The sequence below is a fragment of the Rhizobium sp. L43 genome, assembly GCF_002531725.1.
Taxonomy (GTDB): Bacteria; Pseudomonadota; Alphaproteobacteria; order Rhizobiales; family Rhizobiaceae; genus Rhizobium.
Map to the genome: position 1 here is coordinate 97,412 of NZ_NWSQ01000002.1, position 18,969 is coordinate 116,380.

Annotated in this window: 20 protein-coding genes; 18 read left to right on the forward strand and 2 right to left on the reverse strand. The window is 62.1% G+C overall.

Features of this window, described 5'->3' with window-relative positions:
* Positions 1-8: 8 nt before the first annotated feature.
* The 3 genes from CO667_RS02970 (at position 9) to murJ (ending at position 4,931) form a co-directional block, all read left to right on the forward strand.
* Positions 9-284 carry a hypothetical protein gene (locus tag CO667_RS02970; RefSeq protein WP_097615071.1) on the forward strand — a complete coding sequence of 92 codons (276 nt, stop codon included), beginning with the start codon at positions 9-11 and terminating at the stop codon, positions 282-284.
* A 135-nt stretch (positions 285-419) separates the two neighbouring features.
* Positions 420-3,326: a [protein-PII] uridylyltransferase gene (locus tag CO667_RS02975; protein ID WP_097616993.1), complete on the forward strand. Its 2,907-nt coding sequence runs from the start codon at positions 420-422 to the stop codon at positions 3,324-3,326.
* Between the two features lie 24 nt (positions 3,327-3,350).
* Positions 3,351-4,931, forward strand: a complete 1,581-nt coding sequence (gene murJ / locus CO667_RS02980; RefSeq protein WP_097616994.1) for a murein biosynthesis integral membrane protein MurJ — start codon at positions 3,351-3,353, stop codon at positions 4,929-4,931.
* 27 nt (positions 4,932-4,958) lie between these two features.
* Here the strand turns inward: murJ and CO667_RS02985 are convergent, their stop codons facing one another.
* Entirely contained in the window at positions 4,959-5,363 is a 405-nt protein-coding gene (locus CO667_RS02985; RefSeq protein WP_097616995.1) for a nuclear transport factor 2 family protein, read from the reverse strand.
* 181 nt (positions 5,364-5,544) lie between these two features.
* On the opposite strand from CO667_RS02985, the gene CO667_RS02990 reads away from it, so the two are divergent.
* The gene (locus CO667_RS02990) at positions 5,545-6,138 is read left to right on the forward strand and encodes a TetR/AcrR family transcriptional regulator (RefSeq protein ID WP_245433052.1); all 594 of its coding nucleotides are present in this window, start codon (positions 5,545-5,547) and stop codon (positions 6,136-6,138) included.
* A 79-nt stretch (positions 6,139-6,217) separates the two neighbouring features.
* Here the strand turns inward: CO667_RS02990 and CO667_RS02995 are convergent, their stop codons facing one another.
* Positions 6,218-6,646, reverse strand: a complete 429-nt coding sequence (locus CO667_RS02995; protein ID WP_097616997.1) for a D-Ala-D-Ala carboxypeptidase family metallohydrolase — start codon at positions 6,644-6,646, stop codon at positions 6,218-6,220.
* Between the two features lie 187 nt (positions 6,647-6,833).
* Between CO667_RS02995 and CO667_RS03000 the strand changes: the two genes are divergently transcribed.
* The 14 genes from CO667_RS03000 (at position 6,834) to CO667_RS03065 (ending at position 18,904) form a co-directional block, all read left to right on the forward strand.
* On the forward strand, positions 6,834-7,232 hold the full coding sequence (locus tag CO667_RS03000) for a VOC family protein (protein WP_097616998.1): 399 nt from the start codon (positions 6,834-6,836) through the stop codon (positions 7,230-7,232).
* 127 nt (positions 7,233-7,359) lie between these two features.
* A complete protein-coding gene (trpS, locus tag CO667_RS03005; protein ID WP_097616999.1) occupies positions 7,360-8,424 on the forward strand; it encodes a tryptophan--tRNA ligase in 1,065 nt (354 codons plus the stop codon).
* 130 nt (positions 8,425-8,554) lie between these two features.
* The gene (locus tag CO667_RS03010; protein ID WP_097617000.1) at positions 8,555-9,046 is read left to right on the forward strand and encodes a universal stress protein; all 492 of its coding nucleotides are present in this window, start codon (positions 8,555-8,557) and stop codon (positions 9,044-9,046) included.
* A 105-nt stretch (positions 9,047-9,151) separates the two neighbouring features.
* On the forward strand, positions 9,152-9,718 hold the full coding sequence (locus CO667_RS03015; RefSeq protein WP_097617001.1) for a NifU family protein: 567 nt from the start codon (positions 9,152-9,154) through the stop codon (positions 9,716-9,718).
* A gap of 88 nt (positions 9,719-9,806) precedes the next feature.
* Complete coding sequence (gene tsaB, locus CO667_RS03020) at positions 9,807-10,469, forward strand: tRNA (adenosine(37)-N6)-threonylcarbamoyltransferase complex dimerization subunit type 1 TsaB (protein WP_097617002.1); 663 nt, start codon at positions 9,807-9,809, stop codon at positions 10,467-10,469.
* The gene (locus CO667_RS03025) at positions 10,466-10,966 is read left to right on the forward strand and encodes an N-acetyltransferase (RefSeq protein ID WP_179874047.1); all 501 of its coding nucleotides are present in this window, start codon (positions 10,466-10,468) and stop codon (positions 10,964-10,966) included. The genes tsaB and CO667_RS03025 overlap by 4 nt, the downstream gene beginning before the upstream one ends.
* Before the next feature lie 82 nt (positions 10,967-11,048).
* Positions 11,049-11,477: a Fur family transcriptional regulator gene (locus CO667_RS03030; RefSeq protein ID WP_097617004.1), complete on the forward strand. Its 429-nt coding sequence runs from the start codon at positions 11,049-11,051 to the stop codon at positions 11,475-11,477.
* Positions 11,478-11,504: 27 nt separating this feature from the next.
* The gene (locus CO667_RS03035; protein WP_097617005.1) at positions 11,505-12,302 is read left to right on the forward strand and encodes a 1-acyl-sn-glycerol-3-phosphate acyltransferase; all 798 of its coding nucleotides are present in this window, start codon (positions 11,505-11,507) and stop codon (positions 12,300-12,302) included.
* 49 nt (positions 12,303-12,351) lie between these two features.
* The gene (miaB, locus tag CO667_RS03040; protein ID WP_097617006.1) at positions 12,352-13,773 is read left to right on the forward strand and encodes a tRNA (N6-isopentenyl adenosine(37)-C2)-methylthiotransferase MiaB; all 1,422 of its coding nucleotides are present in this window, start codon (positions 12,352-12,354) and stop codon (positions 13,771-13,773) included.
* A gap of 18 nt (positions 13,774-13,791) precedes the next feature.
* Entirely contained in the window at positions 13,792-14,841 is a 1,050-nt protein-coding gene (locus CO667_RS03045; RefSeq protein ID WP_097617007.1) for a PhoH family protein, read from the forward strand.
* Positions 14,841-15,356: an rRNA maturation RNase YbeY gene (gene ybeY, locus CO667_RS03050; RefSeq protein WP_097617008.1), complete on the forward strand. Its 516-nt coding sequence runs from the start codon at positions 14,841-14,843 to the stop codon at positions 15,354-15,356. Before CO667_RS03045 ends, ybeY begins: the two co-directional genes overlap by 1 nt.
* Entirely contained in the window at positions 15,353-16,498 is a 1,146-nt protein-coding gene (locus tag CO667_RS03055; RefSeq protein WP_097617009.1) for a hemolysin family protein, read from the forward strand. Before ybeY ends, CO667_RS03055 begins: the two co-directional genes overlap by 4 nt.
* A gap of 232 nt (positions 16,499-16,730) precedes the next feature.
* A complete protein-coding gene (gene lnt / locus CO667_RS03060) occupies positions 16,731-18,335 on the forward strand; it encodes an apolipoprotein N-acyltransferase (protein WP_097617010.1) in 1,605 nt (534 codons plus the stop codon).
* A 149-nt stretch (positions 18,336-18,484) separates the two neighbouring features.
* A complete protein-coding gene (locus CO667_RS03065; RefSeq protein ID WP_097615058.1) occupies positions 18,485-18,904 on the forward strand; it encodes a helix-turn-helix domain-containing protein in 420 nt (139 codons plus the stop codon).
* The last annotated feature ends 65 nt before the right edge of the window (positions 18,905-18,969 follow it).

The window sequence follows — 18,969 nt, forward strand, 5'->3', positions numbered from 1 at the left end:
GGCGCGCCATGTTCATGGAAAAACTGGTTCGCGAAACCGAACGCTTGTCGCTCATCTGCTCCATGCTCGACACGATGCGGCGCGCCGATAAGGACCGCAATGCACGCGGCTGGACCTCGCCGATCGGCATGCTGAAAATCACCCGCTGTTGCGCTATGATCTCGGAGCTCGCAACGTCGATCGCCAAGGCGGGCTATCGCGAATGCGACAGGCAGTCGCTCGAGGAGATCATGAGCGAGACACGGCAGGTGCTGTATTTGCTGAACGCGCGGGCTGCCGGCTGAAGATTTCCGGAAAAGCTCTGCGGTTGCGTCAAAGCGCCCTCGCCTCTTGCCGTGAACCAACACCATTTCGCCAAATTTAAAGGTTCTTGCAGTATGAAAGCCCGTGTCAATCGCCGGGCAAAGGGGCTATAGCGCATGCAGACGAAACAAGCGGCAGGCCGTGAACCGGCCGTCCGGCATGAACAGGAAACCGCCCCGGCGACAGCGATGCGCAACCTCGATTTCTCCCATATCCTCGATGTCGAGCTGCTGCAGAAGCAGTGCGATGCCGTTGCCGAGGCCAACCGCAACCGCCCCGACGTCCTGCGCGCCGATCTTCTGGCGGTGCTGAAAAAGGCGAGCACGGAAGGCCGGCAGAAGGCGCGCGCCGCCCTCATGGCCGATGGCGGCGGGCTGAATTGCGCCTACCGGATTTCCTGGCTGCAGGACCAGATCATCACTGTCCTCTATAAATTCGTCACCGCCCATATCTTTCCGCAGCAGAAGGACAAGTTCGCGGTCACCGCCGTCGGCGGCTACGGCCGCGACACGCTGGCGCCGGGCTCCGATATCGACCTGCTCTTCCTCTTCCTGCCGCGGCCGGCGGAAGAGACGCACAAGGCGGTCGAATTCATGCTCTACGTGCTCTGGGACATGGGCTTCAAGGTCGGCCACGCCACCCGCACGGTGGAGGAATGCATCGCGCTTTCCAAATCCGACATGACGATCCGCACCGCCATCCTGGAGATGCGCTACATTTGCGGCCTGCAGCAATTGGAAACCCAGCTCGAGACCCGCTTCGACAAGGAAATCGTCACCGGTACCGGCCCGGAATTCATCGCCGCCAAACTGGCCGAGCGCGACGAGCGCCACCGCAAGGCGGGCGACACGCGCTATCTCGTCGAGCCGAATGTCAAGGAAGGCAAGGGCGGGCTTCGCGACTTGCACACGCTGTTCTGGATCTCGAAATATTATTATCACGTGCGCGACCAGGCGGAGCTGGTCAAGCTCGGCGTGCTGTCGAAACACGAATACCGCCTGCTTGAGAAAGCCGACGATTTTCTCTGGGCGGTGCGCTGCCATATGCACTTCCTGACTGGCAAGGCCGAGGAGCGCCTGTCCTTCGACATCCAGCGCGAGATCGCCGAAGCCTTCGGCTATCACACCCGTCCGGGCCTTTCGGCCGTCGAGCGCTTCATGAAGCACTATTTCCTTGTCGCCAAGGATGTCGGTGACCTCACCCGCATCCTCTGCGCCGCCCTTGAAGACCAGCAGGCGAAGTCGATCCCGGGGCTTACCGGCGTCATCAGCCGCTTCACCCACCGCAACCGCAAGATCGCCGGCAGCGTCGAATTCGTCGAGGACCGCGGCCGCATCGCGCTTGCCGACGCTGATGTCTTCAAGCGCGATCCGGTCAGCATCCTCCGGCTGTTCCACGTCGCCGACATCAACGGGCTGGAATTCCATCCGGACGCGCTTAAACGCGTCACCCGGTCACTTGCCCTGATCGACAACAGCCTCAGGGAAAACGACGAGGCGAACCGGCTGTTCATGTCGATCCTGACGTCAAAGCGGGATCCGGCGCTGATCCTGCGCCGGATGAACGAAGCCGGCGTGCTCGGCCGCTTCATCCCCGAATTCGGCAAGATCGTCGCGATGATGCAGTTCAACATGTATCACCACTATACGGTCGACGAGCATCTGATCCGCACCGTCGACATTCTCTCCGAGATTGACAAGGGGCGCGCCGAGGATCTGCATCCGCTCGCCAACAAGCTGATCTCAGGCATCGAGGACCGCGAGGCGCTTTATGTCGCGGTTCTGCTGCACGACATCGCCAAGGGCCGCCAGGAGGATCATTCGATCGCCGGCGCCCGCGTCGCCCGCAAGCTCTGCGCCCGCTTCGGCCTGTCGCAGAAGCAGACTGAGATCGTCGTCTGGCTGATCGAGGAACATCTGACCATGTCGATGGTGGCGCAGACCCGCGACCTCACCGACCGCAAGACGATCACCGATTTCGCCGACCGGGTGCAGTCGCTCGACCGGCTGAAGATGCTGCTGATCCTGACGATCTGCGATATCCGCGCCGTCGGCCCGGGCGTGTGGAACGGCTGGAAGGGCCAGCTGCTGCGCACGCTCTACTACGAAACCGAGCTGCTGCTTGCCGGCGGCTTTTCGGAAGTCTCCCGCAAGGAGCGCGCCAATGCCGCCGCCGAGGCGCTGCATGCGGCACTTTCCGACTGGAGCCAGAAGGACCGCAATACCTATACCAGGCTGCACTATCAGCCCTATCTGCTGTCCGTGCCGCTGGAAGACCAGATCCGCCACGCCGATTTCATCCGTCAGGCCGACAAAGCAGGCCAGGCGCTTGCCACGACGGTGCGCACCGACAGTTTCCACGCGATTACCGAAATCACCGTGCTGTCGCCCGACCATCCGCGCCTGCTCGCCGTCATCGCCGGCGCCTGTGCGGCGGCCGGGGCCAACATCGTCGACGCGCAGATCTTCACGACATCGGACGGGCGGGCACTCGACACCATCCATGTCAGCCGCGAATTTACCGACGATGCCGACGAGCTGCGCCGGGCCGCGACGATCGGCCGGATGATCGAGGACGTGCTGTCCGGCCGCAAGCGGCTGCCCGAGGTCATCGCGACGCGGGCGCGCAACCGCAAGAAAAGCAAGGCCTTCGTCATTCCGCCGTCGGTCAACATCACCAACAGCCTGTCGAACAAGTTCACCGTCATCGAGGTCGAATGCCTCGACCGGCCGGGGCTGCTGTCGGAGATTACCGCCGTGCTCTCCGATCTGTCGCTCGACATCCAGTCGGCCCGCATCACCACCTTCGGCGAGAAGGTGATCGACACCTTCTACGTCACCGACCTGGTCGGCCAGAAAATATCCGGCGACAGCAAGCGCGCCAACATCACCGCCCGGATGAAGGCCGTCATGGCCGAGGAGGAGGACGAGCTGCGCGAGCGCATGCCCTCCGGCATCATCGCGCCGGCCGCCACAGCCCGGACATCGCCTTCCGCCGAAAAGAAAGCCGATTCCTCCGCATGAGTCCCCAAGCATGAGCCCCCACGCATGAGCCTCGTCAAGAAATTCGCCACCGTCGGCGGCGCCACCCTCGGCAGCCGCATCTTCGGCTTCGCCCGCGAAACGATGATGGCGGCGGCGCTGGGCACCGGGCCGATGGCCGACGTCTTCTACGCCGCCTTCCGCTTTCCGAACCTCTTCCGCCGGCTGTTTGCCGAAGGCGCCTTCAACGCCGCCTTCGTGCCGCTCTTTGCCAAGGAGATCGAGGCGAACGGCACGGAGGGCGCCAAGCGCTTTTCGGAAGAAGTCTTCGGCGTGCTGTTTTCGGTGCTGCTGCTCATCACCATCGTGATGGAGCTTGCCATGCCGCTGCTGGTGCGCTTCGTCATCGCGCCGGGCTTTGCCGACGATCCCGACAAGTTCTCGATCACCATCCGCATGGCGGCGGTGATGTTTCCCTATCTGATGTGCATGTCGCTGACGGCGATGATGAGCGGCATGCTGAATTCGCTGCATCATTTCTTCGCCGCCGCCATCGCGCCTGTTTTTCTCAACGTGGTGATGATCGGGGCGCTGTTTTATGCGCTCTATACCGGCGCCGATCCGCTGGCGACGGCCTGGTATCTCTCCTGGGGCGTCCTTGCCGCCGGCGTGTTGCAGCTCGCCGTCGTCTATATCGGCGTGCTGGCCGCCGGCATGAGCATCGGCTTCCGCTTCCCGAAAATGACGCCCAACGTCAAGCGGCTGCTGATTCTCGCGGTGCCGGCTGCGGTGACCGGCGGCATCACCCAGATCAACCAGCTGATCGGCCAGGCGATCGCCTCGTCGCGCGACGGCGCGATCGCGGCACTGCAATATGCCGACCGCATCTATCAGCTGCCGCTCGGCGTCGTCGGTGTTGCCGTCGGCGTGGTGCTGCTGCCGGAACTTGCCCGGGCGCTGAAGGGCGGCAACCTGCGCGAGGCCGGCAATCTGCAGAACCGCTCGATCGAATTCGTGCTGTTCCTGACCATCCCCGCCGCCTTCGCGCTCTGGATCCTCTCCGACGAGATCATCCGCGTGCTCTACGAGCGCGGCGCTTTCCATCAGGAAAACACCGCCGTCGTCGGCGCGATCCTGGCAATTTACGGCATCGGTCTGCCGGCCTTCGTGCTGATCAAGGCGCTGCAGCCGGGCTTCTACGCCCGCGAGGACACCAAGACGCCGATGCGCTTTTCGGCGATCGCGGTGGCGACCAACTGCGCCACGGCGCTGACCCTCTTCCCCTATATGGGCGCGCCCGGCATCGCCGTTGCCGAAGCCACCGCCGGCTGGATCAGCACCGTGCTGCTGTTCACCACGCTGCTGCGCCGCGGCCATCTGACCTGGGAATGGGCGCTGGCAAAACGCACCGTTCTTTTGATCGTCGCCGCGGCGGTCATGGGCGCGGCCATCGTCTTCCTCAAGCAGTATTTTGCCCCCTGGCTCATCTCCGGCGCGCCGCTTCTGACCAAGATCGGCACGCTCGGACTGCTGATTGCGATTTCCATGCTGGTCTATTTCGCCGCCGCCTTCCTGATCGGCGGCGCGGATCTCGGCATGATAAGGCGCAATCTCAACCGCAAGCCGGCGCCGGCCAAGGACGGGTGAGGCCGGTCATAACCACCGTGACGCTGGCTACTTTATGGCTGTGGCTTGCGACCAGACAACCATCCATCGTTCGTCATGCCGCTCATACGTGTCAGTGTGCCAGTAATCATTGAGAGCGACTTTGTGGCCGCCGAAGACAACCTCCAGCTGAGCACGGTACCGAAGAACGGCGACCCCGTCATAAAGGCGCACGGCGATGTCAGCGGGCTGCCAGATCAGGTATTTGATCTGCCCGGAGGCGATCGCACCGAGATATTCCTCCTTTGAAAGCGCGGTACCGATTGGCGTGATCAGCTGGAAGTCCGGAGCGTGAAGCTGATGTGCCCGAGCAATATCGACGTTGACCAGGGCACGCAGCCTCGCGCGCTCCGTTTCGCGAAGAAGGTTGGCCTCACTGGCCGGTGAGGATGCGTCGACGGTCGGGATGATCATGTCCGTTCTCCAATTGAAAGCTAAGGATCAATCGATTCTCCCGGGATAGGCGGCGACGTGGCATCATAGTCACGGGTATCTCCTGACTGCGCACAGATGCGCCTTCATCGTCATAGACAGATAAACATTATTTGTCTACTCGTCTTTTGACAGAATGGTCATGAAGTGTCAATCTGTCCAAATGATGCAGAATGACCGGAAAATCGCCCAAATCCTGGATGCTGCCCTGCCGGTGTTCGTGCGGTTTGGCTTTCGCAAGACTTCCATGGCCGACATTGCGCGCGCCGCAGGAATTTCGCGAGCATCGCTCTATCTGAGCTTCAACAGCAAGGAAGAGCTTTTCCGAGCCGGTTCCATGCAAGCGCATACTCGCGCACTGGATGAGGTGGGAGCGGTTCTGGCAGGACAGGGGAACACCTTTGACCGCATGGAAATGGCCATAGCGGTGTTTCAGCGGGAGTTAATCGCCCCTTTTGGCGGCAGTTCCGATGCAGAAGAACTGTTTGCCGCCAATATGGCCTTGGCTGCGGATATCACGCTCGACGCGCGGACACGGCTATTGACGATGCTGACACAGACGCTGAATGCCGCCGCGGCAACCAGGGAAATCGATCTCGAACCACTGCAGGCCTCGCCTGTTCAGCTGGCCAATATCATGATGGCTGCAATGGATGGGATCAAACACGCGCAATGGAATGGTTCCAGCCTCGATGACGATACAAAACTATTCATGCGCCTCCTGCGGGTGGCGGTGACGCCGCGGAGCGGCCAATAGAGGCGGTCGCGGTAGGTTTTTCGCCGCCACTGAATCGGCGATCCTTGAACCGGAATGGGAAAAGGCGGACCGCAATTCCTCAGCAGTCGACCCATCGTCGCTGCGGTCCGACGTCGACATGAATGATGCCGTTGCAATAGCTGCCGATGCCGCCGATGCCCGGCGCGCTTCTTGCGGCAGCAATGATCGTGCGCTCCGATAGGCCGGGCATCCGGATATCGGCGGCCAGACATTTCCCGTGCAGGGACCCATGGCGGCGGGGATGCGGCCTGTGGCCGGAGGTGATCACCGGGCGGCGCCCGGTCTTTGCGGCGATATGCGACAGCACCGCGCGCAGGCGTGCGGGAAAGCAGCCCGCCCGGACGCTGACGGTCTGCACCGTATAGGCGGTGCGCGCCTCGTGTTTGGGAAGATGAACGGCGTGCCTTTTGATCTCTTGACCGATGGCGCCCGTTGCTGATTGTAGGGCGAAAAGGCCTGCCATGGCGAGCAAAGCTGCGTTCTGCATGGTCGCTCCGTTCGGCTATCCCGGCGACCCCAACGGCACCGGCACCATGCGGAGGATTTTCAGTTCAAAAAAAGCTTTTCTGTGAAATTTTATACTCAATTGTGAGTAAACACCTTGATCAATTGGGCTTAAAATCCAGGAAATTTCCGATCCAAAATGGAATAAACATCTCAATCGGGAGGTAGACATGACGATCCAGTCGCTTTTCCTCGTTACCCTCGTGGTCGACGACTACGACCGCGCCAAGGCCTTCTATTGCGATGCCCTCGGTTTCGATTGCCTGCAGGACGAGCCGCAGCCGGAGGGCAAACGCTGGGTGGTCGTGCGGCCCAAGGGCGGAGATGGGGCGGCGTTTCTGCTGGCGCAGGCGGCAAATGCGGCGCAGCGGGCGGCAATCGGCCATCAGACGGGCGGGCGTGTCGGCTTCTTTCTGAAGACCGACGATTTCGCCCGCGACCACGCCGCGATGCGGGCGGCCGGCGTGCGCTTTCTCGAGGAGCCGCGGCACGAGGTTTACGGCACGGTCGCGGTCTTTGCCGATCCCTACGGCAACAGCTTCGATCTGATCCAGCACCACGCTGCCTGACCCCCTTGATTGCGACGGGTTGCCCGTGCATAAGCCGCGGCGTTGGCAACATGGGCAAAAACCCTGCTGCATAATTTTACAGCGTCGCGCGGCGCTGTGGGCCCTCCACCAGCCTATTGAGGACGACATGAGCGAATTCAAGAAACTCGTATTCTCCGGCGTGCAGCCGACCGGCAACCTGCATCTCGGCAATTATCTCGGCGCGATCCGCCGCTTCGTGGCGCTGCAGGAAGGCAATGACTGCATCTACTGTGTCGTCGACATGCATGCGCTCACCGCCCAGCTGGTGCACGACGACATGCCGAGCCAGACGCGCTCGATCGCCGCCGCCTTCATCGCCGCCGGTATCGATCCGGAAAAGCATATCGTCTTCAATCAGTCGGCCGTGCCGCAGCATGCCGAACTTGCCTGGATCTTCAATTGCGTCGCCCGCATCGGCTGGATGAACCGCATGACGCAGTTCAAGGACAAGGCCGGCAAGGACCGCGAGCAGGCCTCGCTCGGGCTTTACGCCTATCCGAGCCTGATGGCCGCCGACATTCTCGTCTATCGCGCCACCCATGTGCCTGTTGGAGAAGACCAGAAACAGCATCTGGAGCTGGCCCGCGACATCGCGATGAAGTTCAACCTCGATTATGCCGAGCATATCGGCAGGACCGACTACGGCATCGACATCACCGTCGGCAACGAGCCGGTGCATGCCTATTTCCCGATGGTCGAGCCGCTGATCGGCGGACCGGCGCCGCGCGTCATGTCGCTGCGCGACGGCACCAAGAAAATGTCGAAATCCGACCCGTCCGATCTCTCGCGCATCAACCTGATGGACGACGAGGATGCGATCTCGAAGAAGATCCGCAAGGCAAAGACCGATCCGGACGGTTTGCCGAGCGAGATCGACGGGCTGCAGGGCCGTCCGGAAGCCGAGAATCTGGTGGCGATCTATGCCGCACTCGCCGACAAGTCGAAGGAGGACGTGCTTGCTGAATTCGGCGGCCAGCAATTCTCCGTCTTCAAGCCGGCGCTGGTCGACCTGGCAATCAACGTGCTCGCGCCGATCACCGGCGAAATGCGCCGGCTGATGGACGATACCAGCCATATCGACGCGATCCTGCGCAAGGGGGGCGAGCGCGCAAGGGCACGTGCCGAAGTGACGATGCGCCAAGTGCGCGACGTCATCGGCTTCCTCTATTGAGATAGATCTCCCCTTTTTCCCGCCAGGGGAGAAAGGGGACCTTCCCCTGGGGAGAAGGGGATTTCTTCTCGGGCATCAGGGCAAAAACTGGGCTTGCAAATTTTCCGCTTCGGGTGTCAGAGTCCGCGCCATGGTATCGAAGCGACTCTCACGGCTCGAAGGTCACCGCCGCAAATTCATGGCGGTGATTGACGGTACACCCGAATGCCAACGCGCCGTTCATTATGCCGGCCGGCGCGCGAAGAATTCCAATGGCGGGCTGGTGCTGCTCTACGTGATCCCGGATGGGGATTTCCAGCAATGGCTCGGCGTCGAAGAGATCATGCGGGCCGAAGCGCGCGAGGAGGCCGAGGCGGTGGTTGCCAAGATAGCCCAGATCGTGCGCGAGACGATCGGCATCGAGCCCGAGATTGTCATCCGCGAAGGCGGTGCGGCCGAACAGATCAACACCGTGATCGAGGAAGACCGCGATGTGGCGATCCTGGTTCTGGCCGCCGGTTCGGCGAAGGAAGGTCCGGGGCCGCTGGTCTCGTCGGTTGCCGGCCGCGCAGCGGCCTTTCCGATCCCGGTGACGGTGCTGCCGGATACGCTGACCAACGAGGAAATCGACGCTCTCTGCTAGCTTTTCTTGAGTACAAGTCTCTTGATTAGAACAGGCAATGAGCTTATCTTCTTTTGAAGAATTCTAAAGACGGCTGTGCTATGGGCCGGCCGCATGGAGAACCAGATGTTCATTCAGACCGAAGCCACGCCGAACCCCGCCACGCAGAAGTTCCTGCCGGGCAAGGTGGTGATGGAAAACGGTACGGCCGAATTCCGCAGCACTGAGGAGGCTCAGGCTTCGCCGCTCGCCGCCCGCCTGTTCGACATCCCGGGCGTCACCGGCGTCTATTTCGGCTATGATTTCATTTCCGTTTCCAAGGACGACGCCGAATGGCAGCATCTTAAGCCGGCTATATTAGGCTCGATCATGGAGCATTTCATGTCCGGCAAGCCGGTCATGGGCGATGCCTCCATCCTCTCCGAAGACGCCGATGCCGGCGACGAGTTCTTCGACGAAGGCGATGAATCGATCGTGCTGACCATCAAGGAACTTCTGGAGACCCGCGTGCGCCCCGCCGTTGCCCAAGACGGCGGCGACATCACCTTCCGCGGCTTCAAGGACGGCAAGGTCTATCTGAACATGAAGGGGTCCTGCGCCGGCTGCCCGTCTTCGACGGCGACGCTGAAACACGGCGTCCAGAACCTGCTGCGCCATTTCGTTCCGGAAGTGCAGGAAGTGATTGCCGCTTAAAAATCTTGAATCCATCCGGCCGTTCATCGCAGGTTCGGCTGGGCGGATTTATCGATAGGCGACAATAGTTTATTCGGAAATTGATGGCATGATCGTTCTGGCGCTGGACACGGCAGGTGTGGATTGCGCTGCCGCCGTTTATGACAGCGGCAGGAATACGGTGCTGGGGGAGGCATCGGACATGATCGGCAAGGGGCATGCTGAACATCTGATCGGAATCGTCGACCGCGCGCTGGATCAGGCGGGACTGGCCCTTTCTGATATCGACCGTCTTGCCGTCACCATCGGCCCCGGCTCCTTTACCGGTATCCGCGTCGGCGTTGCCGCAGCCCGCGGCTTTGCGCTTTCCCTCAATGTGCCCGCCGTCGGCGTCACCACGCTCGAGGTCATGGCATCAGCCCAGCGCGACAAGACGCCCGGGCGGGCAGTGCTGGCGGCGATGGACGCCAAGCGGGACGAAATCTACCTGCAGCCCTTTTCAGCCGATGGTTCGCCGCTCGATGAGCCGCGGGCGGTGAGCGTTGCGGAAGCGCAGGCATATGCCGCCGGCTTCGACGGCGAAATCACCGGTTCGGCGACGCCGCTCCTGAAGGCCGATGCCGGCGGCGATCACGCCAACCAATTCCCGATCTCCGTCGTGGCGCGCCTCGGTGCTGCCGCCTCCCCCGATGCCGGAAAGCCGAAGCCCCTTTATCTGCGCGGACCCGATGCCAAGCCGCAGGCCGGGTATGCGATCGCCCGACGAGTATGACCATGCTGGAAGCCTATCTGACGCTGAAGCCGGAATTCGAGATCATCGCCATGGAGCGCGAGGATTGCCGCGATGTCGCCGCCCTGCACGGCGAGCGCTTCGCCCGCCCCTGGGGCGACGGTGAATTTCACGGCCTGCTGATGCAGGAGACCGTCTTCGGCTTCGTCGCGCGCCAGACCAATGCCATCCTGAAAAAGCCGCTTCCGGGGTTCATCCTGGCCCGCCATGTCGCCGGCGAGGCGGAGATCCTGACGATCGCCGTGCAGGCGAAGGTCGCCCGTGCCGGGCTTGGCTGGCGGCTGATGCAGGCGGCGATGCGGGAAGCTCGGTCGCGCGGCGGCGAGAGCATCTTTCTCGAAGTCGACAACGGCAATACGGCCGCCCTTGGCCTCTATCGCAAGCTCGGCTTCGAAAAGGTCGGCGAGCGTCAGGGTTACTACAAACAGGAAAACGGCGCCCTCTCCACGGCGCTTGTCATGAAGCGCGTTCTTCGGTAGTTCCCTGTCAGCGAGATGACATGCAGGCCGGCGCAAACGCCGTGCGGCGTTGTCGAAACACGAATTTCTTTAAAGGCGGGCCATGTCTGATGTAGCCAAGACCCTTGAGGAGCTTTGCACCGAACGCGGCATGCGCATGACCGAGCAGCGCCGCGTGATCGCGCGCATCCTGGAAGAGTCGGAAGACCATCCCGACGTCGAAGAGCTCTACCGCCGCTCGGTGAAGGTCGATGCGAAGATTTCGATTTCGACCGTCTACCGCACCGTGAAATTGTTCGAGGATGCCGGCATCATCGCCCGCCACGACTTCCGCGACGGGCGCTCGCGCTATGAAACGGTGCCCGAAGAGCATCACGACCACCTGATCGACCTGAAGACCGGCACCGTCATCGAATTCCGCTCGCCGGAGATCGAGGCGCTGCAGGAGCGCATCGCCCGCGAGCACGGCTTCCGTCTGGTCGACCACCGGCTGGAGCTCTACGGCGTTCCGCTGAAGAAGGAAGATCTCTGAAGCAATGGCAGCCCGGGAGACCAGCATTTGATCGCCTGGCTGCGCATCACGTTGGCTGCGATCGTCATCCTTGCCGTCAGCATCGTGCTCATACCGCTGCAGGTGCTGGCGCTCAATTTCGACTGGCGGCTGCGCCGCAGGCTGCCACGCGTCTGGCACCGGATCGTCTGCTATTGTCTCGGCATCCGCGTCCGCGTCACCGGCAGGCTGGAAGATCGCCGGCCGCTGATGCTCTGTTCCAACCATTCGTCCTGGATGGACATCATGGTGATGTCGTCGGTTGCCGACGTCGCCTTCATCGCCAAGATCGAGGTGGCCGACTGGCCGATCTTCGGCACGCTCGCCAAGCTGCAGAAGAGCGTCTTCGTCGTGCGCGAAGAGAAGCGCAAGACCGGTCACCAGGCAAACGAGATCGCCGGGCGCATGGCAGACGGTGAGATCGTCGTGCTCTTCCCGGAAGGCACGACCTCGGACGGCAACCGCTTGCTCGAGGTCAAGTCCTCGCTGTTCGGCGCCGCGGCGATGGCGGTGCCTTATTCGCCGACCGGAACCGTCGTGGTGCAGCCGGTGGCGATTGCCTATACCAAGGTGCACGGCATCGCCATGGGGCGCTATCACCGGCCGCTCGCCGCCTGGCCGGGTGATATCGAGCTGCTGCCGCACCTCCTCGACATCGTGCGCTGCGGCGCAATCGACGCCGAGGTGTCCTTCGGCGAGGCGGTGGATTACCGCACTGACACCAACCGCAAGGAAGTGAGCGCAACGATCGCCTTGCGCATCCGCAAGCTGCTGAACAGCCGCCTGCGCGGGCGGGAAATCTCCTGAAAGAAGATTTCGATTTTCTCGGGCGGCAAAAACCACTAAATAGCGCGCCATGACACAGGACAGCGCCCTTCTCCAAGCCCCGGAAGCAATCATCAACGAGGGCCTCCGCGACGGCAGCAACAGCCGCAAGGTCTTCATCAAGACCTATGGCTGCCAGATGAACGTCTATGATTCCATGCGCATGAGCGATGCGCTCGCCCGCGACGGCTATGAGCCGACGGAAGACATGGAAGAGGCCGACCTCGTTCTGCTCAACACCTGCCATATCAGAGAGAAGGCGGCCGAGAAGGTCTATTCGGCGCTCGGGCGGCTGCGCGAGATGAAAAAGCGGAAGGCGGCGGATGGCCGGGAGATGATGATCGGCGTTGCCGGCTGCGTCGCCCAGGCCGAAGGCGAGGAGATCCTGCGCCGCGCACCCGCCGTCGACGTCGTCATCGGCCCGCAGACCTATCACCGGCTGCCTGAGGCGCTGCGCCGGGCCAAACAGGGCGACCGCGTCGTCGATACGGAATATGCGATCGAGGACAAGTTCGAGCACCTGCCGATCGCCGAGAGCCGGAAGATCCGCGCCCGCGGCGTCACCGCCTTCCTGACGGTGCAGGAGGGCTGCGACAAGTTCTGCACCTTCTGCGTCGTGCCCTATACACGCGGCTCGGAAGTGTCGCGGCCGGTTTCCCAGATCGTCGAGGAAGCCGAAAAGCTGGTCGAGGCGGGCGTGCGCGAGATCACCCTGCTCGGGCAGAACGTCAATGCCTGGCACGGCGCCGGGCCGCAGGGCGAGGCGTGGAGCCTCGGCGACCTCATCTATCGCCTTGCCGAAATCCCGGGCCTGACGCGGCTGCGTTATACCACAAGCCACCCGCGCGACATGGACGACCGGCTGATCAACGCCCATCGCGACCTCCGGGCACTGATGCCCTATCTGCACCTGCCGGTGCAATCGGGCTCGGACCGGATCCTGAAGGCGATGAACCGGCGCCATACGGCGGCCGAATATCTGGCATTGATCGAGCGCATCCGCGCGGTGCGGCCCGACATAGCGCTGTCCGGCGATTTCATTACCGGCTTTCCGGGGGAGACAGACGAGGATTTTGAGGATACATTAGCACTTGTGAAGAAGGTACGTTATGCACAGGCCTTCTCGTTCAAATACTCGACACGGCCGGGCACGCCCGGCGCGGAACTGAAGGACCAGGTGCCGGAAGAGATCAAGGCAGAACGGCTGGAACGCCTGCAAGCGCTTCTCCTGAAGCAGCAGCAGGAATTTGCCGAATCCTGCATCGGCAAAGAGATCGACCTGTTGCTCGAAAAGCCCGGTCGCATGCCGGAACAGCTGATCGGACGTTCTCCCTGGCTTCAATCCGTGAATGTTGATGCAAAAGCATCGCAAATCGGTGACATTATCAAAGTGCGAATCACCGGAACCGGAACAAACAGCCTGTTTGCCGAACGCGCAGAGGCTGCGGTTTAACCCAAGGAGCCTGACCGCTTGAACGGACAAGAATTGGTTTCTTCTTCACCGCGCCACCCCCGCACGCCGAGCGATACCAATCACTTCGTCCTGACGTTCGAGAACAACCGCTTCGCCAGCGAGCTCTTCGGTCAGTTCGACCAGAACCTCAAGCTGCTTGAGGAACGGCTCAATATCGATGCGCGGGCACGGGGCAATTCGGTCGTCATAACAGGCGATGTCGTGACCACCAACCAGGCGCGGCGCACGCTCGACTATCTCTATGAAAAGCTTCAGAAAGGCGGCAGCGTGGAACGATCCGACGTCGAGGGCGCAATCCGCATGGCGGTCGCCGCCGACGATCAGCTCAGCCTGCCCACCATGGAGCGCAAGGCTAAGCTGACGATGGCACAGGTTTCCACCCGCAAGAAGACGATCATCGCCCGCACGCCGACCCAGGACGCCTATATCAGGGCGCTGGAGCGTGCCGAGCTGGTCTTCGGCGTCGGCCCGGCCGGCACCGGCAAGACCTATCTCGCCGTCGCCCATGCCGCCCAGCTGCTGGAGCGCGGCGCGGTCGAAAAGATCATCCTGTCACGCCCGGCGGTCGAAGCCGGCGAGCGCCTCGGCTTCCTCCCCGGCGACATGAAGGAAAAGGTCGATCCCTATCTTCGCCCGCTTTATGACGCGCTCTACGACATGATCCCCGCCGACAAGGTCGATCGGGCGATCACCGCCGGCGTCATCGAAATCGCGCCGCTCGCCTTCATGCGCGGCCGCACGCTTGCCAATGCCGCCATCATCCTCGACGAGGCGCAGAACACGACATCGATGCAGATGAAGATGTTCCTGACGCGTCTCGGCGAAAATGCCCGCATGATCGTCACCGGCGACCCGAGCCAGATCGACCTGCCGCGCGGCGTCAAATCGGGCCTCGTCGAGGCGCTGCAGCTTCTGAACGGCGTCGAAGGCATCTCGATCGTGCGCTTCAAGGATACCGACGTCGTGCGCCATCCGCTGGTCGGGCGCATCGTCAGGGCCTATGATTCGACCTATGCCGTCGAAGCCGAAGTCAGCCGGCAGGACTGATGGCCGAACTCGACATCCAGATCAGCGTCGAGGACATCGGCTGGCCGGGCGAGGAGACGCTGCTGTCCTTTTGCGAACGTGTGCTCGGCGCCGCGGTGGTCTATGTCAGAGACAGCGAGAAGCAGCCCTTCCCGACGATGCCTCCCGAGGTTTCGCTTGTCTTCACCGACGACGCCTCGATCCAGGACATCAACGCCGAATGGCGCGGCAAGGACAAGGCGACCAATGTGCTGTCCTTTCCGGCCTTTCCGGTTCAGCCCGGCAAAATGCCGGGTCCGATGCTCGGCGACATCATCATCGCCCGGGAGACGGTGGAGCGGGAGGCCCAGGAGTTCGAAAAGAGTTTCGACGACCACCTGACCCATCTTCTGGTGCACGGTTTCTTGCATCTTCTCGGCTACGACCATATGAATAATGCCGAAGCCGAAATTATGGAGGGGCTGGAGACTCGCATTTTGGCGCAGCTCGGCCTATCTGATCCCTACGAGGGTCAAGACCTTAAAATGGAACCATGAGCGACTTTACGACGAAGCCGGCGGCAGACGCCAAGGACTCCGAGCCATCCTCCTCTTCGGACGAGGCGGGCAGTAGTAGTCGGCCATCCGGCCGATCCCAATCCTTCTGGTCGCGCGCCGCGCGCATCCTTCGCCCGCAGCAGGGCTCGCGACTGCGCGAGGATCTTGCCGACGCGCTGATGACCGATGCGGCCGGCGACGACGCCTTTTCGCCCGACGAACGGGCGATGCTCAACAATATCCTGCGCTTCCGCGAGGTGCGCGTCGCCGACGTGATGGTGCCGCGCGCCGATATCGAGGCGGTCGACCAGAACATCACCATCGGCGAGCTGATGATCCTGTTTGAGGAATCCGGCCGTTCGCGCATGCCCGTCTATGCCGATACGCTCGACGATCCGCGCGGCATGGTGCATATCCGCGACCTGCTCTCCTATGTCGCCAAGCAGGCGCGCAACAAGCGCCGCGGCCCGGCAAAACCGACTGTCGCCCTGCCGGCGATCGAGGTGGCGCCCGAAAACATCCAGAAACCCACGCGGTCGGCCAAGCCGAATTTCGATCTCGCCCGCGTCGACCTGCAGAAGACGCTGGCCGAGGCCGGCATCATCCGCAAGATCCTGTTCGTGCCGCCGTCGATGCTGGCCTCCGACCTGTTGCGCCGCATGCAGGTGAACCGCACGCAGATGGCGCTTGTTATCGACGAATATGGCGGCACCGACGGGCTCGCCTCACATGAGGACATCGTCGAAATGGTGGTCGGCGATATCGACGACGAACATGACGACGAAGAGGTGATGTTCAAGCGCGTCGCCGAGGACATGTTCGTCGCCGACGCCCGCGTCGAGCTGGAAGAGATCGCCCAAGCGATCGGGCCGGATTTCGACATCAGCGAGCAGGTCGACGAGGTCGATACGCTGGGCGGCCTGATCTTCTCCGCACTCGGCCGCATCCCGGTGCGCGGCGAGGTCGTCCAGGCGCTGCCCGGCTTCGAATTCCACATTCTCGACGCCGATCCGCGCCGCATCAAGCGGCTGCGCATCACCCGCAAGCGCCATGCGATGCGCCGCCGCGCCAAGGCGGATGGCGACATCGCTCCCGGCTCCGACGCCGGCGACGACCGGCCGGCGGAATCGACCGCCAACTAAAGTTGTTTGGTTCATGCATGTCGTTCTCCCGGAACCGCTGCACACGTCCGGGCGACCTGCATTACAGCGCCGCGCGTCTTTAGACGCGCAAAGGGCGCTGTAACACTTAGAAACTACGCATCGTGCTTTCCGCAAATCGATTCCGATTTGCGGGCCGATGCGGCAACAGGACAAAGCGCCGCTTTTTTGAAAGACTGCGAATGGGTTGATTCGCGGTTTGATGGGAGTGTGCATGGAGCGGCTTGCGGACAGGGTTATCCTCGTCTGGGGTTTCAAACGGTCGCTGCTGGCCATCGCCGCCGGGGCCTTCGCCGTGCTGGCGCTGCCGCCCTTCGGCTTTTTCGCGGCAATGTTTCTTTCCTTCACGCTGCTCGTCTGGCTGATCGACGGGGCGGCGGCTTCGCCTGAAAGCGGCCTGGTCGGCAGGCTGTGGCCGGCGTTCGCCGCCGGCTGGCTGTTCGGCTTCGGCTATTTCGTCGCCGGCCTCTGGTGGCTCGGCCATGCGCTGCTCGTCGATCAGGAGGAATTCGCCTGGGCGCTGCCGCTGGCGATTCTCGGGCTGCCGGCCTGTCTGGCGATTTTCTACGGGCTGGCGACCGCTCTTGCCCGGATTTTCTGGTCCGACGGCATGGGGCGGATCGCCGCACTTGCGGCCGGCTTCGGGCTGATGGAATGGCTGCGCAGCGTCATCCTCACCGGCTTTCCCTGGAACGCCATCGGCTACGGCATGATGCCCGTTCCGCTGATGATGCAGTCGGCGCATGTGATCGGGGCGATGGGGGTGACGACACTTGCCGTCTTCATCTTTTCTGCGCCTGCCCTTGCCGGCACGCGGCAAGGCGCGCGGATGGGCATCACGCTCGCCGTGGCGCTGTTTGCCGCCCATCTCGGTTATGGCGCCTATGCCCTCTATCTCGCGCCGCGGCCGCAAGCCTTGCCCGAGGACAAGCGGCCGGTGGTGCGGCTGGTGCAGCCTGATATCGACCAGGCGGCGAAGATGGACAACGACGCCGACCGCAATGCGATCTTCGAGACGCATCTGAAGCTGTCGGCCGAGGCGCCCAGGAATGGCGGACGCAAGCCCGATATCATCGTCTGGCCGGAAACCTCGATCCCCTTCATCCTGACCGACAATCAGGATGCACTGACGCGGATCGCCGATACGCTCGACGACAACCAGATCTTGATCGCCGGGGCCGTACGAGCCGAGGAGATGGGACCCGGCACGCCGGTGCGCTACTATAATTCCATCTATGTGATCGACGGCCGCGGCCAGATCATCGCCGCCTCCGACAAGGTGCATCTGGTGCCTTTCGGCGAATACCTGCCCTTCGAGGACGTGCTCAACGAATTCGGCATCCAGAACGTCGTCGAGATGCCGGGCGGGTTTTCGGCGGCGGCAAGCCGGCACCTGCTGGCGCTGCCCGGCGGGCTCAACCTCTATCCGCTGATCTGCTACGAGATCATCTTCCCCGACGAGATGACCGGCGACATAAAAGACGCCAATGCGCTCCTCAATATCACCAATGATGCCTGGTTCGGTGCGACACCCGGACCCTATCAGCACTTCCAGCAGGCGCGGGTCCGGGCGGTTGAAACCGGGCTGCCGCTGATTCGCGACGCCAATAGCGGTATTTCGGCGCTGGTGAATGCGCATGGGGAAATTATCGCAGGCCTCGGTCTTCAGGAAACCGGCTTCATCGATGCAACTCTCGATGGGTTCGGCGGAGAGCTTGGAACGACAATCCCCCGGCAAACATACTTCTGGTTGACCGAGGCCCTGCTCATTTTGATTGCGCTAATTTCTCGTAGAGGTTTTATTTCCGGGTTGAATTGACCAAAAACCCCTAAAATTGCATAGTGATGACAATCGGCGTTCTGAGCGTATGTTGATGAGTGGGTTCCACCGCTTGCAACGTGGCGTTTGGGATGGATCAGGGGCATGCCGGTTAGAAACAGATTGAAATTCTTAGCTAGGGCACGACCATGATTGAAAACAAAAAGAAGCCTAACCCGATCGACATCCACGTTGGCAGCCGTATTCGCCTTCGCCGCACGATGCTTGGCATGAGCCAGGAAAAACTCGGCGAAAGCCTCGGCATCACCTTCCAGCAGATTCAGAAATACGAAAAGGGCACCAACCGCGTCGGCGCAAGCCGGCTGCAGAATATCTCGAACATCCTCAATGTTCCGGTTTCCTTTTTCTTCGAGGACGCGCCCGGCGAACATAGCGGCGCCGTCGGCGGCATGGCGGAAGCCTCGAGCTCGAATTACGTCGTCGATTTCCTCTCCTCCTCGGAAGGCCTGCAGCTCAACCGCGCCTTCGTCAAGATTTCCGATCCCAAGGTTCGCCGCAAGGTCGTGGAGCTGGTGAAGGCGCTGGCCGCTGAAGCCGACGCCGACTGAGCCACATCAATCGCAGAATTCGAAAGGCGGTCGAAAGGCCGCCTTTTCTGCGTTTTTAGGGCAAA

What these genes read in the sequence shown, in the direction of transcription:
- CO667_RS02990 (WP_245433052.1), top strand. Translation starts at nt 5,545, where the DNA reads ATGATGCAGAATGACCGGAAAATCGCCCAAATCCTGGATGCTGCCCTG.
- CO667_RS03065 (WP_097615058.1), top strand. Translation starts at nt 18,485, where the DNA reads ATGATTGAAAACAAAAAGAAGCCTAACCCGATCGACATCCACGTTGGC.
- CO667_RS03030 (WP_097617004.1), top strand. Translation starts at nt 11,049, where the DNA reads ATGTCTGATGTAGCCAAGACCCTTGAGGAGCTTTGCACCGAACGCGGC.
- tsaB (WP_097617002.1), top strand. Translation starts at nt 9,807, where the DNA reads ATGATCGTTCTGGCGCTGGACACGGCAGGTGTGGATTGCGCTGCCGCC.
- CO667_RS02985 (WP_097616995.1), bottom strand. Translation starts at nt 5,363, where the DNA reads ATGATCATCCCGACCGTCGACGCATCCTCACCGGCCAGTGAGGCCAAC.
- CO667_RS03000 (WP_097616998.1), top strand. Translation starts at nt 6,834, where the DNA reads ATGACGATCCAGTCGCTTTTCCTCGTTACCCTCGTGGTCGACGACTAC.
- murJ (WP_097616994.1), top strand. Translation starts at nt 3,351, where the DNA reads ATGAGCCTCGTCAAGAAATTCGCCACCGTCGGCGGCGCCACCCTCGGC.
- CO667_RS03015 (WP_097617001.1), top strand. Translation starts at nt 9,152, where the DNA reads ATGTTCATTCAGACCGAAGCCACGCCGAACCCCGCCACGCAGAAGTTC.
- CO667_RS03055 (WP_097617009.1), top strand. Translation starts at nt 15,353, where the DNA reads ATGAGCGACTTTACGACGAAGCCGGCGGCAGACGCCAAGGACTCCGAG.
- ybeY (WP_097617008.1), top strand. Translation starts at nt 14,841, where the DNA reads ATGGCCGAACTCGACATCCAGATCAGCGTCGAGGACATCGGCTGGCCG.
- CO667_RS02995 (WP_097616997.1), bottom strand. Translation starts at nt 6,646, where the DNA reads ATGCAGAACGCAGCTTTGCTCGCCATGGCAGGCCTTTTCGCCCTACAA.
- CO667_RS02970 (WP_097615071.1), top strand. Translation starts at nt 9, where the DNA reads ATGTTCATGGAAAAACTGGTTCGCGAAACCGAACGCTTGTCGCTCATC.
- lnt (WP_097617010.1), top strand. Translation starts at nt 16,731, where the DNA reads ATGGAGCGGCTTGCGGACAGGGTTATCCTCGTCTGGGGTTTCAAACGG.
- trpS (WP_097616999.1), top strand. Translation starts at nt 7,360, where the DNA reads ATGAGCGAATTCAAGAAACTCGTATTCTCCGGCGTGCAGCCGACCGGC.
- CO667_RS03010 (WP_097617000.1), top strand. Translation starts at nt 8,555, where the DNA reads ATGGTATCGAAGCGACTCTCACGGCTCGAAGGTCACCGCCGCAAATTC.
- CO667_RS03025 (WP_179874047.1), top strand. Translation starts at nt 10,466, where the DNA reads ATGACCATGCTGGAAGCCTATCTGACGCTGAAGCCGGAATTCGAGATC.
- CO667_RS02975 (WP_097616993.1), top strand. Translation starts at nt 420, where the DNA reads ATGCAGACGAAACAAGCGGCAGGCCGTGAACCGGCCGTCCGGCATGAA.
- miaB (WP_097617006.1), top strand. Translation starts at nt 12,352, where the DNA reads ATGACACAGGACAGCGCCCTTCTCCAAGCCCCGGAAGCAATCATCAAC.